At 37.7% G+C, this 15,640-nt stretch carries 15 protein-coding genes; 10 read left to right on the forward strand and 5 right to left on the reverse strand.

Annotated features, from left to right (window positions below; all coding sequences use genetic code 11):
• Nucleotides 1-60: 60 nt before the first annotated feature.
• A complete protein-coding gene (locus ACRD7B_RS15045; RefSeq protein WP_430825400.1) occupies nt 61-2,454 on the reverse strand; it encodes a TonB-dependent receptor in 2,394 nt (797 codons plus the stop codon).
• A 276-nt stretch (nt 2,455-2,730) separates the two neighbouring features.
• Here ACRD7B_RS15045 and ACRD7B_RS15050 point away from each other — a divergent pair, with 276 nt between their 5' ends.
• The gene (locus ACRD7B_RS15050; protein WP_430825401.1) at nt 2,731-4,437 is read left to right on the forward strand and encodes a chloride channel protein; all 1,707 of its coding nucleotides are present in this window, start codon (nt 2,731-2,733) and stop codon (nt 4,435-4,437) included.
• On the opposite strand, the gene ACRD7B_RS15055 is transcribed toward ACRD7B_RS15050, so the two are convergent.
• Nucleotides 4,434-5,489 carry a tRNA dihydrouridine synthase gene (locus ACRD7B_RS15055; protein WP_430825402.1) on the reverse strand — a complete coding sequence of 352 codons (1,056 nt, stop codon included), beginning with the start codon at nt 5,487-5,489 and terminating at the stop codon, nt 4,434-4,436. The genes ACRD7B_RS15050 and ACRD7B_RS15055 overlap by 4 nt on opposite strands.
• A gap of 396 nt (nt 5,490-5,885) precedes the next feature.
• Between ACRD7B_RS15055 and ACRD7B_RS15060 the strand changes: the two genes are divergently transcribed.
• The gene (locus ACRD7B_RS15060; protein ID WP_430825403.1) at nt 5,886-6,449 is read left to right on the forward strand and encodes an NUMOD4 domain-containing protein; all 564 of its coding nucleotides are present in this window, start codon (nt 5,886-5,888) and stop codon (nt 6,447-6,449) included.
• Nucleotides 6,450-6,553: 104 nt separating this feature from the next.
• On the forward strand, nt 6,554-8,374 hold the full coding sequence (locus ACRD7B_RS15065) for a chloride channel protein (RefSeq protein ID WP_430825404.1): 1,821 nt from the start codon (nt 6,554-6,556) through the stop codon (nt 8,372-8,374).
• A gap of 97 nt (nt 8,375-8,471) precedes the next feature.
• On the opposite strand, the gene ACRD7B_RS15070 is transcribed toward ACRD7B_RS15065, so the two are convergent.
• Complete coding sequence (locus ACRD7B_RS15070) at nt 8,472-8,756, reverse strand: DUF2752 domain-containing protein (RefSeq protein ID WP_430825405.1); 285 nt, start codon at nt 8,754-8,756, stop codon at nt 8,472-8,474.
• 111 nt (nt 8,757-8,867) lie between these two features.
• Nucleotides 8,868-9,206 (reverse strand): TM2 domain-containing protein, encoded by a 339-nt coding sequence (locus ACRD7B_RS15075; protein WP_430825406.1) that lies wholly within the window; start codon nt 9,204-9,206, stop codon nt 8,868-8,870.
• Nucleotides 9,207-9,393: 187 nt separating this feature from the next.
• On the opposite strand from ACRD7B_RS15075, the gene glyA reads away from it, so the two are divergent.
• On the forward strand, nt 9,394-10,674 hold the full coding sequence (glyA, locus tag ACRD7B_RS15080; RefSeq protein WP_430825407.1) for a serine hydroxymethyltransferase: 1,281 nt from the start codon (nt 9,394-9,396) through the stop codon (nt 10,672-10,674).
• Nucleotides 10,675-10,802: 128 nt separating this feature from the next.
• On the opposite strand, the gene ACRD7B_RS15085 is transcribed toward glyA, so the two are convergent.
• On the reverse strand, nt 10,803-10,997 hold the full coding sequence (locus tag ACRD7B_RS15085) for a hypothetical protein (protein WP_430825408.1): 195 nt from the start codon (nt 10,995-10,997) through the stop codon (nt 10,803-10,805).
• A gap of 324 nt (nt 10,998-11,321) precedes the next feature.
• Between ACRD7B_RS15085 and ACRD7B_RS15090 the strand changes: the two genes are divergently transcribed.
• The 6 genes from ACRD7B_RS15090 (at nt 11,322) to ACRD7B_RS15115 (ending at nt 15,622) form a co-directional block, all read left to right on the forward strand.
• Entirely contained in the window at nt 11,322-11,996 is a 675-nt protein-coding gene (locus ACRD7B_RS15090; RefSeq protein ID WP_430825409.1) for a hypothetical protein, read from the forward strand.
• A 124-nt stretch (nt 11,997-12,120) separates the two neighbouring features.
• Nucleotides 12,121-12,366 (forward strand): hypothetical protein, encoded by a 246-nt coding sequence (locus ACRD7B_RS15095; protein ID WP_430825410.1) that lies wholly within the window; start codon nt 12,121-12,123, stop codon nt 12,364-12,366.
• Nucleotides 12,367-12,405: 39 nt separating this feature from the next.
• Nucleotides 12,406-13,233, forward strand: a complete 828-nt coding sequence (locus tag ACRD7B_RS15100) for a GLPGLI family protein (RefSeq protein WP_430825411.1) — start codon at nt 12,406-12,408, stop codon at nt 13,231-13,233.
• A gap of 433 nt (nt 13,234-13,666) precedes the next feature.
• The gene (locus ACRD7B_RS15105; RefSeq protein WP_430825412.1) at nt 13,667-13,861 is read left to right on the forward strand and encodes a hypothetical protein; all 195 of its coding nucleotides are present in this window, start codon (nt 13,667-13,669) and stop codon (nt 13,859-13,861) included.
• Between the two features lie 59 nt (nt 13,862-13,920).
• The gene (locus tag ACRD7B_RS15110; protein ID WP_430825413.1) at nt 13,921-14,766 is read left to right on the forward strand and encodes a GLPGLI family protein; all 846 of its coding nucleotides are present in this window, start codon (nt 13,921-13,923) and stop codon (nt 14,764-14,766) included.
• Nucleotides 14,767-14,782: 16 nt separating this feature from the next.
• Nucleotides 14,783-15,622 (forward strand): GLPGLI family protein, encoded by an 840-nt coding sequence (locus ACRD7B_RS15115; protein ID WP_430825414.1) that lies wholly within the window; start codon nt 14,783-14,785, stop codon nt 15,620-15,622.
• The last annotated feature ends 18 nt before the right edge of the window (nt 15,623-15,640 follow it).

Raw genomic sequence — 15,640 nt, forward strand, 5'->3', positions numbered from 1 at the left:
ATTAACAATACCTTTTACGCTCAATTTCCTTAATAATTTGGAAATTGAGCGTCTTTATAACTAAAACTCAATCATCAAACCAATTGTAGGTAAAACTGTACCTGAAGATGCGGCCAGTTCTTTCAATAAATAACGTTGCTCTTCATATGGATCGCCTGGATTAATTATAATTGGTAGATTGTTTTCATCTAGCTCTTGAACGAGTTGAGGCGGTTGCTCAGCCTTTTGATTATACAAATTTTGTATGTCGATATAAAAGCCTAAAGTCATATTCTTAAACTCATAGGTCTTGTCCACACGGATATCTAACTGGTGAAAACTAATCAGGCGTTGTGTATTATATTGAGAATAATCCAAATATTGTCTGTTTTGAATATCCCAGGCTTGTACCAATTCTGATTTTTCTCTATCGTAGGGCGTATATGGCAAACCTCCTGCAAAGCGCCATTTAGCACCAATGCTCCAATTACGTTTTAAAGTTTGGTTTAGTGTGATCGTAAACAAATGACGACTATCCCAAGATGATGGTACGTATGCATCTTTATAATCGGTAAATTCACTTCTCACATAGGTATAGGCCGCAATTAGGTTTAAACCTTTATGCGTTCTGGTTCTGACTAAAGCTTCAACACCATAGGCTTTTCCTCGCGAAGTGGGTGTAACTTCCTCATCGCCAAACACACCAAAATCACCTCCCTTACTAGCCATCGAAACTGAATCTTTGACTGAGAAAGGATAATTATCGTAGTTCTTATAAAACCCCTCTAAAGTAATGCGACTATGATTGTTTGGACGATATTCAAAACCGGCTACAAAATGATCGGAATAGATGTGTTTTAAACCATTCTGCTTATTCAGCAAGTTGCCATCTTCATCGCGATAGCCCATGGTTGTGTAAGCTGGATTCTGATAATAACGTCCCACGTTAGCATTGAAATATACCTCGGGCAACACCATATATGATAATGCCAGGCGCGGACTAATTTGATCGAGCAAGTTATTCATATCTGAAGAGTAGCTATTCGCATCCATCCTTAAACTAGCAGAAAGATTCAACCGATTATTAAAAAATGGATGTGATACGGAACCAAATACCGACCATTTCAGAAAATTCAAATCTGAAGAATAGTTAATCTCATTGGCTTGATCATCAATAAAAACTCGACTATAAGTGCGATTACTATATTGCACATACTCCGTTCCGGCTCCAACATTAATAGTAAATTGATTAGGACGAGCAGTGTACTCCATTCTAAACTTATTTTCTATTTCATCCGAACTATAATCGTAATTCAAATTCTGTGGCACCTCAATGTTATCCTGATATTTATATGCTTCGTTATTTAAATGGTTACGACTTAAAAAGAACGAAAAATAACTACGCTCCAAATAATGCTTAAAAGTAGATCCAATAGTGTAGTTCCATTGATTATTTACCGGCAGATAACCTAAAGTATAATTATTCTCCTCCGTCGGTTCTGCATCGGTATTAAGTTTAAACTTATCAATGGCACCAACACCAATAAAACTTATTTCATTCTTATCATCAATGCGTGTCTTGGTCTTAAACTGAAAATCGGTAAAAGTGGGCAAAAAAGGCAACTCTAATGCAGAAAACAAAAATTGTAAATAGGAGCGGCGAACGGATGCGATTAAACCTGTTTTTTCACTAATAGGCGTCATAGCCGTAAACGAAACCTCTGAAGCACCAAGCGTGGCTTTAAAGTTTGAATTATCCATATCCACATCAACCTGCTTAAATTCAAATACCGAACTTAATGCGTTGCCCTTTGCCGCGGGAAAAGCACTTGAATAAAAATCTACTTCCCGTATAAAATCAACATTTAATATACCAACAGGTCCACCAGAAGCTCCCTGTGTAGCAAAGTGATTGATATTTGGAATCTCAATTCCGTCAATAAAAAATCGGTTTTCAGATGGCCCACCACCGCGAACAAATAAATCATTTCGAAAGGTACTTGCACTCCCCACACCTGGAAAAGATTGCAAAACCTTGGAAATATCACGGTTGGCACCAGCACTTTTTTCAATCTGATCAATGCCAATACGGCGCAAAGAAACAGGCGCTTCAGGCTTAACAGCAAATGGAGAAGCCGTTATTCTAATTTCATCAATCGCTTCTGTTGTACTTTCTAAACTAATCTCAACAAAATTACCACGTATCTGCGAAATGTTGTATTCTTCGGTTATTAAATCTGCATAACCGATACTCGATAGTTGCAAACGAATAAACCCCGATGGCAAATTATTTATCTCAAAACGCCCCAGGGTATCCGTCATTGTACCATTGGTTGTTTCAAAAACAGTAACCGCTGCAAAAGGTATTGGTTTATTGGTATAAACATCACGTACCAAGCCCTTAATTGTACCTTTCTGGGCTAGCACATTAAAAGCCAACACAATAAATCCTAATAATATATATATCTTTTTCATCTGTTTATATTTTTGTTCTTTAAGGTCAGATGTAACTCGCCTCCCGATAGTCATCGGGATTAGTCATTCTACTATGTGTGAGAACTTTTTCTCATGGGTCGTTTCATGTTTAATCTTATCTGCTTAATGCTAAACAACATTAGTAGAAAAAAGTTTTCTTCAACAAAACTTTAAAATTTACTACCTTTCCACAACAATGCAATGAAAATGAACCGAAAATCCCTCTTTCGACAATTTTTAGTTTGGCGCTTAAGGCACGTAAGCAATCGTCAGTTTATGATGATACTTAGCGTCTTAGTTGGCATATCAGCCGGACTAGCTGCAGTTGTCATTAAAAACTCGGTACATTTCATAAGCGATTTCGTTCGAAATATTCTCGAAAGCGACTATGGGTATATCTATTTAATTGCTCCTAGTGTTGGGATTTTTCTCACTGTGTTATTTATTAAGTTTGTTATCCGACGACCCGTTCGACATGGTATTCCAAATGTTTTGTATTCCATTTCGAAGAATGAAGGACAAATGAATCGACACAACATGGTTTCTTCAATAGTTACCAGTGCACTTACCGTTGGCTTTGGTGGAAGTGTTGGATTGGAGGGACCTACTGTTTCAACAGGAGCAGCCATAGGTAGTAACATTGGTCAAATGTTCCGCTTAAACTACCGTCAGCTCAAACTTCTGTTGGGATGTGCGTGTGCTGGAGCCATGGCAGCCATCTTTAAGGCTCCCATTGCCGCCATTGTTTTTGCCCTGGAAGTGATAATGCTTGATTTAACACTGGCTTCATTAGTACCTATTCTTCTGGCATCCATATCCGCCGTTGTCACCTCTTATATTTTTATGGGGCAAGAAGTGGTTTATCCCTTTAAGGTAGAATATACTTATCAGCTTATCGACTTATTATACTATGGTATACTGGGAATAATAGCTGGCTTTGTGGCTACCTATTTTACACGTGTTTATATTTTGCTTGAGCGCTGGTTCGAAAACATGGGTAAAATGCGAATACGAATGCTTGTTGGCGGTTTGCTACTTGGTACCTTGCTATTCTTTTTCCCTTCCTTATACGGTGAAGGTTATGAAGTGATTAACGGTGCCCTTTCGGGAGACATTACCTATATTTTTGCTGATACAATATTTGAAAGTTGGTCAAGTAGTTTTGTTGCATTTGTAGTACTACTTAGCCTGATAATATTACTTAAAGTTATTGCAGCATCGCTAACCTTTGGTAGTGGCGGTGTTGGTGGTATTTTTGCGCCTACTCTGTTTATGGGCGCCAATACCGGTTTATTGTTTGCAACCATTGTTAATAAACTAGGTTTTCACCAGTTACAAGTTCAAAACTTTGCACTTATTGGTATGGCTGGCTTGATCGCCGGCGTATTACAAGCACCTCTTACAGGTTTATTTTTAATTGCTGATTTATCAGGTGGTTATCAAATGTTTCTACCTTTAATGATAACTGCAACGGCCTCTTTTGCTACGGCTAAAACATTTGAGAAACATTCGGTTTACACGCACCTTTTGGCTAAGCGTAATGAGTTGTTAACGCACGATAAGGATCAAGCCGTGCTTACTATGATGGAAGTTAAAAACCTCATCGAGACGGATTTTGCTAAAATTGCGCCCGAAGCCAACCTTGGGGATTTGGTAGAAGTGGTATCCGAAGCTCATCGCAACTTGTTTCCAGTGGTTGATGACAAAGGCATGATGCATGGAATGATCAAGATGGACGATATCCGTAAAATCATATTTAAGCCAGACTTATACGACTCTGTGCTTGTTAAGGATCTTATGTACATGCCTGAATATTTCATAAGTCCTGATGACTCCATGGAAGACCTGGTTGAAATGTTTCGTAAGTCGAGCCGCTTCAACATTGCAGTAATCGACAAAGGCCAATACCTAGGATTTATATCACGGGCCAATGCATTTACAGCCTACCGAAATCAACTAAGAATGTTCTCGGGCGATCATTAATTATCGACATCGTTCTGTTCTGCCTCAAGCTCCCGACGTTTCGCTTCAACAAGAAAATCATTTAGGATTTTATCTACTTCATCAAAGCCGTTGGTCTCCATTAACTGAGCCCTTAATTGAGCAGCAGCAACAAAACTATTGGTATATATTTTAAAGAAGCGTTTCAGAATCGCCCATGGCTTTTCACCTGACCATGTTCTTGCATATAAAGAAGAATGCAGTCGTAATGCTTCAATACGTTCTTCTAACGATGGTTCATGACCAGGATTATATAACCACGGATTATGAAAAATCCCACGTCCAACCATAACGCCATCTACACCGTAATCTCTAACCTTCTGCTCCGATTCGTTTAGGGACATAACATCGCCATTACCGAGTAGCTTGATACTCGGATTCATTTCATTCTTTAGCTCAACGGCTAAGGCAATTTCATCCCAATTGGCAACACCTTCCGACATCATTTTTTGAATACGGCCATGTACAATTAAAGCATCGGTTTCAGATTGCAGTAAGGTTGAAATCCATGGTTCAGTAACAATTGATTTGAAACCTACGCGCGTTTTTACACTCAAAGGCAAATCAGAAGCTTCATGAACAGCCGATATAATCTCACGTGCTAATTCTGGTGTATTAATTAATGCCGAACACGCACCTTTTTTAATGATATTCTTCATGGGGCAGCCCATGTTAATATCAATCCCGTCAAACTCGGTTTCTTCGGCAATGTACTTGGCCGTCTGATAAAATTTATCTGGATCGGTTCCCCATATTTGAGCAACCAATTTCACATTCATCTCTCGAGCTAAGGCTAACTCTTCAGGATTAATTTTAAAGCGATGAATAACTTTTTCTCGACCAATAGGATGACAAAACCCATCTGTAGATAGAAACTCACTAAATAATAAATGAATATGTCCTGGCTTACTCAAACGTAAAACCACCTCACGAAACACTGTATCAGTAACATCCTCCATTGGCGCTAATGCCCAAATAGAATCATTTGTATTCTTCCAGTAATTTGTTTTCCCTGTAACTACCCTTCCACTCATAATCTTTATATTCATCAACTATTACAAATAGCCTTAAGTCTAATACTATTGCACATCGTTCAACTAACGTGTATATGCACCATAAGTTTTATGCCAACTCAATGTTTTGCCTGAACACAATGAAATGCAATTATTCTGCAAATATATTAAATTGATCAAGATTTGAAGAAAGTCCTGCATATGCTTATGAGCTAAAATATTAATCCTTAAATAACACTTAACTTTTTTTAACAGTATTAGATTATGGTAAGATATTGCATCAACAAACCCTTTTTTATACTTTTGCTATTACTTTTGAACAGTTAGTCAGTTATAATCGTTAGAATTTTTAAACACACACCAGGTAAACAACTGACTATCTGAACAAAGTGCACAAACCCAAACTAGAACAATGTTATGAAACCAACCACCAACACACGCAAACTTCGAAAAATAGACGATGAGGAGTGGAAACAATTAACGTTCACCGACAAAAAATACGAAATAAGTAATTATGGACGTATTAAGAGTTACTGTTACGATAAAGAAAATGGACGCATTGTAAAACTTGGCAACATTAAAGGTTTTTTTAATGTAAGTCTTCGCGTGGAAGGAAAAAAGAAATCCTTTCTTGTTCATAAATTAACGGCACAATACTTTGTTGATAAAACTGCCGATGATCAGGATGTTGTAATACACCTTGATTGGAACAAACAAAACAACTTCTTCACAAACCTGCAATGGGTTACTAAAGCCGAAAGTTACAAGCGCATGCACAAGGTGCTTCAGGAAGCACGCAAGAAAGCAGGCAAAGTGGTTACAAGCTCGAAGTTAACAACTGATGATGTTGCTGTAATTAAAGGCATGTTGGTTAAAGGTGTTAAGCAAAACTTGATTTCTAAACTATTCTGCGTTAGCGAAATGCAAGTAAGTAGGATTGCACGCAAAGAAAACTGGCCTGAGATTGAGCCTAAATTATAGACTTCTATCCCTTTCGATTGATAAGTAAGAATTATGATTCAATTGTGAATTCGTGCCTGAGCCGTATGTTGAGCACTAGTTTATAATCAAATTAAATACCTATCATGGTATTTGGCATACCTTTTTGTATTACTTTTGCGGCCATTATGAAAAAGGTGAATCAACTTTTGGGGAGATTTTTGGTATGGAGGGTTCGCAACATCAGCCAAAAGCAGTTTATTTTAATTCTGAGTTTATTGGTTGGAGTTTTAAGTGGACTAGCGGCAGTTGTACTTAAAAACACCATTCACACAACACATGGTTTATTAACCAACAATTTCAACACCGAGAGTTTAAACTACCTTTATCTTGCCTACCCAATCATAGGTATATTAATCACCATTCTTATCGTAAAATACGTCATTAAGGATAATCTGGGTCATGGTGTGAGTAAAATTCTCTACGCAATCTCTAAGCGTGGTGGACACATCAAATCTCATAACAATTACTCATCCATATTAAGCAGTACATTCACAATTGGTTTTGGTGGATCGGTAGGAGCTGAGGCTCCAATTGTTCTAACAGGTGCATCCATCGGATCATCGCTAGGCCGATTGTTTCACATGAACACAAAAACCATCATTCTACTAATAGGGTGTGGTGCTGCAGGTGCTATTGGAGGTATTTTTAAAGCCCCTATTGCAGGGCTGGTATTTACACTGGAAGTATTAATGCTGGATTTAACAATGGCCTCGTTGGTACCTTTATTGATTGCAGCTGTTTCGGCCGCCACGGTGTCGTACTTTTTCTTGGGTAAAGAGGTTGAATTTGCCTTTGCCCTAGAAGCCCCTTTTCACCTAAGCAATATACCATACTATCTGGCACTTGGAATAATGGCAGGACTAATCTCCCTCTATTTTACACGAGGTGTAATGCAAGTTGAGAAACGCCTTGGTGGTATTAAAAACACCTACTCTAAATGGTTAGTTGGAGGTATCGGCCTAAGCTTTTTGATTTTTCTTTTTCCACCACTATATGGTGAGGGTTATCACACCATTACCGCTTTATTAAATGGCAATAGCCACGAAGTATTAAGCGGTAGTTTATTCTATAGTTTTCAGGACAATACGTGGGGACTACTGACTTTTCTCGGGCTTTTAATCGTCTTTAAAGTATTTGCCACAGCATTCACAACTGGTAGCGGTGGTATCGGTGGTATTTTTGCCCCAACACTATTTATGGGAGGTATCACGGGTTATTTCTTTTCTCGCTTAGCCAATAGTCTGGGTTTTGTTGATTTGCCAACCTCACATTTTACACTTGTTGGCATGGCAGGAATGATGGCAGGTGTGATGCATGCACCATTAACCGCTATTTTCCTTATCGCCGAAATAACAAATGGATATGGATTATTCATCCCATTGATGATTACCTCAACCATTGCCTACTTAACCATTATGTATTTTGAGCCACACTCCTTATATACAAAGCGATTGGCTGCCAAAGGCGAGTTAATCACGCACCACAAGGACAAAGCTGTATTAACCATGATGCGCCTGGATCGTGTACTAGAAACTGACTTTAAAACCATTCATCCGCAGATGACGCTTGGCGAATTGGTTAAAGTTATCTCTACCTCGAAACGTAATATCTTTCCGGTTATTAAGAAAAGTGGCGAATTGCGCGGTATTGTCTTGCTCGACGACATTCGCGAAATCATGTTTAACCACGAAATGTACGAGGAAACTCTGGTTGAAGAATTAATGAACATACCTCCTACCATGATTGAACGTGAAGAAAACATGGATGCTGTGATGCGTAAGTTTGAGGAAACAGGTGCCTGGAACCTTCCTGTTGTTGAAGGTGGTAAATACCTGGGCTTTGTATCTAAATCAAAAATTTTCTCTGTCTATCGTCGTGTTTTGATTCACTTCTCTGACGAATAAAACTCTAAGAAATTAGATAATAGACTTCTAGATGATAGAAGTCCATCATAATTTCTCTGAAACACGGACTTCGGACTACTTGCTACGGACTTTCAATCTAAATCCCCACTATTATACTACGGCCCCAAGCAACCAAAATTAGCACTAATAAGATAATAACATAGATCTTTGGCCACGGACGCTTCAATGCCTTCCACAAACTTGCTTCTCCATAGATCATATCACGCAACGACCAGAATAAAGCCAGAAGCAGAAAACCATTAAACACTATCCCAAATGGGTGATAGTACAAGGATGCCAACACATCGCCTCGTAGCAGTTTCCAGGTACTACGACCCATACCACAACCCGGACAAGGGATGCCACTTACCCCTTTAAACAAACATGTGCTTTGGTAATTATCTATGGTCTTAAAGAATAGTAAATACGCATAACCTGCTACAATTACTACCGCAATTATGACATTAATATATGACGATCGAAAGCGAATCAATTATAAGGAGGCGTGATAAAACTTTTCGAAATTACTTTCTTTGGTAGCACTCATAATAATAAACAGATCAACAATGTACCAAAAACCCAATCCTCCGCATGTAAGTAACTTAGCAAAACCTAATCCAACCTGTCCAATCATAAAACGATCAATACCCAAGGTTCCAAAAAAGAAAGACAGAAGAAATACCACTATCGGGCTTCTGTATTCCTGGGCGTGAACCAAAAACGCCTTTTGTTCATCCAGATTATCCAAACTTTGCTTGATCATTGGCAAACGTTCTGCTGGAAATTTATCGCTGTTTTGAGCCAGAAAAAAAGTAACTGCATTTGCGTCCATATATCTCATTATTTTAAGTGTATTCAAATCTACTAAAAATGTGAGTTTTATCAATCCTGCAGGATATCATTTTTGCAGTTCGATAAAAGTTATAAACTGCAACACTTTTTTATATCATATAGTTGCGTAAATTTGTGGACTATTGATGAAAAAGCTGTAAAAACTATTGAAAACAAATTACATACAGATGAAAAGAGATACAGTAATCTTTGACTTGATCAATCAGGAATACGATCGTCAAAAAAACGGCATCGAATTAATCGCTTCTGAAAACTTTGTGAGCGAACAAGTAATGGAAGCACAAGGCTCTTGTTTAACCAACAAATATGCCGAAGGATACCCAGGGAAACGCTATTATGGCGGATGTCAGGTGGTTGATAAAACTGAGCAATTGGCTATCGACAGAGCATGTGAATTATTTGGTGCAGAATACGCCAATGTACAGCCTCACTCAGGTGCTCAAGCTAATGCTGCTGTATTTTTCGCGGTACTTAAGCCAGGTGACACTTTCATGGGCTTAGACCTTGCACATGGTGGTCACTTAACACACGGTTCGCCGGTAAACTTCTCAGGTGTAACTTATAACCCAATTTGCTATCACGTAAAAGAAGATACTGGATTGGTTGATTACGACGAGATGGAAACATTGGCTCGTGAGCAAAAACCTAAAATGATTATTGCTGGTGCTTCTGCTTACTCTCGCGAGTGGGATTATGCACGTATGCGTCGTTTGGCTGATGAGATTGGTGCTTTGTTATTGTGCGACATGGCTCACCCAGCCGGAATGATTGCTAAAGGTCGTTTGAACAACCCTGTTGAGCACTGTCACATTGTAACTACCACTACTCACAAAACTTTACGTGGCCCTCGCGGCGGTATGATTTTGATGGGTAAAGATTACGAAAACCCATTTGGATACAAGACTCCAAAAGGTGAAACTAAGATGATGAGCGCAGTGCTTGACTTCGCTGTATTTCCAGGACAACAAGGTGGACCTTTGGAGCACGTAATTGCCGCTAAGGCTATTGCTTTTGGTGAGGCTCTTTCTGATGGTTTTGCAACGTACGTTGACCAGGTGCGCTCAAATGCACAGGCTATGGCTGGCGAGTTTGTAAAACTAGGGTATAAGATTATTTCAGGTGGAACTGATAACCACCTAATGTTGATCGACCTTCGTTCTAAATTCCCTGATATATCAGGTAAGAAAGTAGAAAATACTTTGGTTAAGGCTGACATCACTATTAACAAAAACATGGTGCCTTTCGATACACGTTCACCATTCTCAACATCGGGTATCCGCATTGGTACTTCTGCCATCACTTCGCGTGGTTTGAAAGAAGACGAAATGCGTGTGATCGTTAACTTCATCGACGAGGTTATTTCTAACATCGATAACGAGGAAGTTATTGCTGGTGTTTGCAAAAAGGTAAACGCATTGATGGCTGATAAGCCGATGTTTGCATGGTAGGTTAATAGCCACTAGCCCCCGATAGCTATCGGGGTAGCGATTTACATAATATACAAATAATTTAAGGAACGGTTCTTTACTGCTGTATTGCAATAGAGAACCGTTCCTTTTTTATATACGTTAAGCGCTTACGGCCATACATACAACACCAACCATCCTACACATGCGTCTATCAGACTTACATATAATGCTACCTGATTTACAAAGCCTTTTGGTATTAATACATATAATGCTGGCACTTTTTCATACTTCTCTGTAACGATTACATACCATACTGCTTGCCTTACATAGTCAGCTAACAATAAAACATACAACGCTGACATCTTAACATATCCTTCTACCTTACTTACACACGTTGCTTCCTAAACCACATAGCCTATCACAATTAAAGCATACTGCTCTATCAACTTTACATACAACTTTCCCATTAATACCATACAATACTTAAGCTATTGCTATCGTACCTATACTATTTACTATCACACTGGCATTTATCAAACAAAACAACCTATTCACATAAGAATACGAGTCACTCATCATAGAAATTGAATTTTCATCCCTAAAAAGGTGTTACGATTCTGCTTTTCTGCAATTAATGAGTGAGCACTCAATTTTGAGTCACTCATAACCTTAAATTTATCCAAACCATGAATGCACAGCAACGCAACAAAGTGGCCATGTTTAAGGCCGTAAAAAATGTATTTGACACCTACCCTACTGAATTGAACCTTATTAAAGCTCTGGAAGGCTTTATTGTTGACTTCGATGCTTTATTAGTAAAAATTGAGGCAGCGCATCAGGTGCAGCAGGGCAATACAACCGGTAACCGCCAACTGAAGTTAAAAGAAGAGGCCGAAATGATACAGGCCACTGTTCAAGTAGCGGGTACCATGTTTGTGTATGCACAAGTTAATGAACTACCCGATTTACAAGCCAAGTGTGCTGTTTCGGCATCGCAACTGGAACGTATGTCGGATGAAAAAGTGAGAGCAACTTGCTTAAATATATACGAAGAAGCCCACAAACTAGGTGATGCATTAACTGACTATGGGAAAACAGCGGAAGATGTGGCTCAATTGAAAAAGGAGATTGACGACTTCGCAGCCATCATTTCCTCGCCTCGATCCGCCATAGTAACGCGTTCGCAAGCCACCAAAGAACTGGCGATACTAACCAAAGATTGTAACGATCTGCTACGTAATAAAATTGATAAACTCGTAGAATTATTAAAAGACTCACAAGCTAAAGTATATAATACTTATCGGGCAGCTCGTGTAATTGTTGATTTACGAGGTGGACATCAACATATTGATGAAGAGTAAACTTAACTAAGGATGCGATCTTAATTAACAAGGTGTAAATAAAGATCGCATCCTTTTTCATTACAAGCATTAACCTACCCCAATCCCGATAATTATCGGGATCGGGGCTTAGACCTATTTTACTATGAAACTTAACCAAAAGATAACGCCTTACCAGCAATTAATTACCTTAATTGAGAACGAAACGACAGGATCGGCAAAGGAACTTTCCAATTTTATTGGTATTTCTCGAGCTACCTTATTTACTATGCTCGACGAAATTAGAGGCATGGGTGTTGGCATCAAATACGATGAAGAAATAAACAGTTACATCTATACAAACGGGAAACGCATAAAGGTGAATAAACCCATAGAAGTAATTGAAACATAGAAACATTGTAAAATACTCACAAAACTTAAGGCCCAACTTATGAGCAAATTAATGCCCCTATTCCTAATCTCCTTTATAGGCAATTACTTTAGTTGCAATAGCCAAAACCTCACTGTGCTCGATACAAGCATATACTTTTGTCAGTACAACTATGTGGTTCAGGTTGATTCAACTGATGTAGCAATTAAACAAGCAACAGTAATGAACCTCTATATTGGGAATGGCATTTCGAAATACGAGCACAGTAGTAACTTTAGAAAGGACTCATTATTAAAAGTCCACAGCAAGGAAGACCCTACTACTGCCGCATTAAAGATTTTACCATCGCTCATGAATAACAGGAGCAATTTTTTTACAAAATATCAAGTGATTAAAACAAAAACAAACAAAGTAGTGCTGAAGGAACAAATCGAAAAAACATTTTATCAAGTAGAGATGGACACTGCCCTTTCGTGGCAACTAATCGATAGAGATACCACTATACTTGGTTTAAATTGCAAAATGGCCAGAACCGACTATAAAGGAAGAAACTACAAGGCTTATTATACCACTGATATTCCAATAGGAGACGGCCCGTATATCTTCAAAGGTTTGCCGGGTCTTATCATTTCAATTACTGACGCTCACAAAGAACATACCTTTGAACTCATTACATTTCTTCCTAATAGTTATAAAAGACCAATCTACGATTATAACATAGTTTATAAAAGTATAACAAGCCAACAATACATTAAAGCAAAAGAAGTTTCGTTAAATAGTCAGATTGAAAAATATACATCCTCATCAATGACACAAGATCCTAACATAGCCCTGAGAATGCGCTTCCATATGATGAAACACAATAACTTTATCGAACGCTTTCAGTAAGTTGAACTATTCTTCATAGTGTACCAAGGAGCGGCTCTCTTTTGCTTATTGCTTATAAAGAGCCGCTCCCTTATTACTAACATTAAAATAATTATAAAAAAAGGGGGGGGGCAGTCTATTTTTTTAGACTGGTTGACACTTATATTTGTTCCTGCTTAATAAAAATGGCCATTTTAAAAAGCAAACCCTGCCTACCAAGCACAATGTTCGACGCAGTGCAGCTTGGCCGCGGTAATAACCGCTAAGCAGGGCCGCAGGATTAAACCTGCACAAATTTAATTTATACCAATTGTATTTCAAAAGAAATGCAAAGGCATTCTGCTAAATACAATGGTAAATGCCGATACACAATCACAGATTGATATTCCCCGACATTATCGGGGTCGTCTTGATTGGTAATCGGTATATTTATTAATCATTTAAATTTTGTGTGATGAAAAAAGTCAAAAGTTTATTTTTATTAATGTTATTTGTTACTGCCGTATCGCAAACAACTATTGCTGAATGCTATACTGTAAGAATGTGCGATGGTGAAGACGGAGGACGTCGATATGGATTGATATGTGGTGACACCTATGATGAAATAAGGGAATCCGTTGATGAGATGTGGGAAATACTTGAATGCTAAAACAATAAATATGAAAGAGCTACCAACAATTGGTGGCTCTTTAAATTAACTCAGTTATTATGATTACATCATTAAAAATTATTAACTTATTCTTTGTTCTAACCATAATTAGCTTTTCGGGTTATTCACAAGAAATAACACCAATTGACACGATAAAGTACGACATTGAATATAGGTATACTTTCCTTCAAGATTCCAATAATACCCTGTCTATAAAAGAACAAATAATGGCATTAGAGATAGGAGGGCGTGTATCAAAATATAAAAGCAAAAATGGCCTAACAGACGATTCCATTCTATTTGTTAATAGAAATAAAAGCTTCGGAGAAATAATGCAAATAATAAAACCACAGTTAAGTAAATCCCACACAAGTCATTTTTGCAATTATACTATATATAAAAAGTATCCTAAAAAGCAGCAACTATTATTTACAGGGCCAATCTCACCAAAGCAATGGATGTCATTCATTGAGGAGTTAGATTTCAAATGGGCATTAAGCTCATTACCTGAAACCTTAGTATTAGGATATAAATGTAAAACTGCTTACCTCGTTTATGGAGGTAGAAAATTCATAGCTCACTATACACTAGACATACCTATAAGCGAAGGGCCATATAAGTTTTGCGGTTTACCGGGTTTAATCCTTAAAATACATGATGAAGATGAGCTACATTGCTTCGAAGCAATAGGAATAAAAAAGCTGAATGAAGTAAAACCTATATTATTAACGAAAAAGGATTATATAGCAGGCTCACAAAAAGATTATATACTTGGAAAAAAAGCAAGAACTGAAGAACTATTAAGAACCTTTATATACCAACAAGGCAGTTCATATAGTGAAGAAACTAAAGCAAAGGCAGTTCACAATCTAAAATCAAGAAACAACTACATTGAACGCTTTTAATTACTAATTAAAACCAATGGTTAGAACACTTACTATCATCCTCTTTTCAATTTTATTGTACAAGCTCTCGTGGGCGCAAGATTGGAAAGTGCTAGATCAATCAGAATACATAGCAGAGTATGCTTACATAGTTCAAGAAGATTCGGCAAACGCTGATAAAACACGCCACTATTCAATGGCTTTATACATTGGTGAAAAATACAGTAAGTTTGAACATATCGGACACTATTATCGTGATTCGTTAAAGCAAGCATCTCGCCAATCAGGCAATAATGAGGCATCTAGCTATGATGTATTTTCTAAAACAAGCAATAAACCATCTAGCGGACTTTTAAACAGATATCGCATTATTAAACAAACAGATAATGATTCGATTTTATTAACAGAAGGGACAATTAACTTTACCGATCGTATTAAAGTAGAAGAAATAATTAAATTCGATTGGCATCTGGTTAAAAGTAAAATACAAACCATTAATGGTTTTGTTTGTCACAAAGCAACTACCCAGTTCAGAGGGCGTAATTATACAGCATGGTACACGCTGGAAATACCAATTAGTGATGGCCCATACAAGTTTAAGGGACTTCCTGGCCTAATTGTTAAAATAGAGGACAAGCAAAAACAACACATGTTTGAACTGGTCAAAATAGAAAGGTCAAATAGTTTTAAAAAGATTTATACCAAATCGGAGAATTATCAAGTGGTGAGCATGCAGAATTACCATCGTTATAAAAAAGCTGAAAACTTAAAATTCATTGAACTTTTTAATAATCCTGAGAAATTTAAAACGACCGGAAATATTGGTGAGATTACAGCTAAAATGAGTCGAATCAATAACTTTATTGAACGCTTTTAATTTTAAACCCTTGTAAAA

The sequence above is a fragment of the Carboxylicivirga fragile genome, from assembly GCF_050589805.1.
Lineage (GTDB): Bacteria > Bacteroidota > Bacteroidia > Bacteroidales > Marinilabiliaceae > Carboxylicivirga > Carboxylicivirga fragile.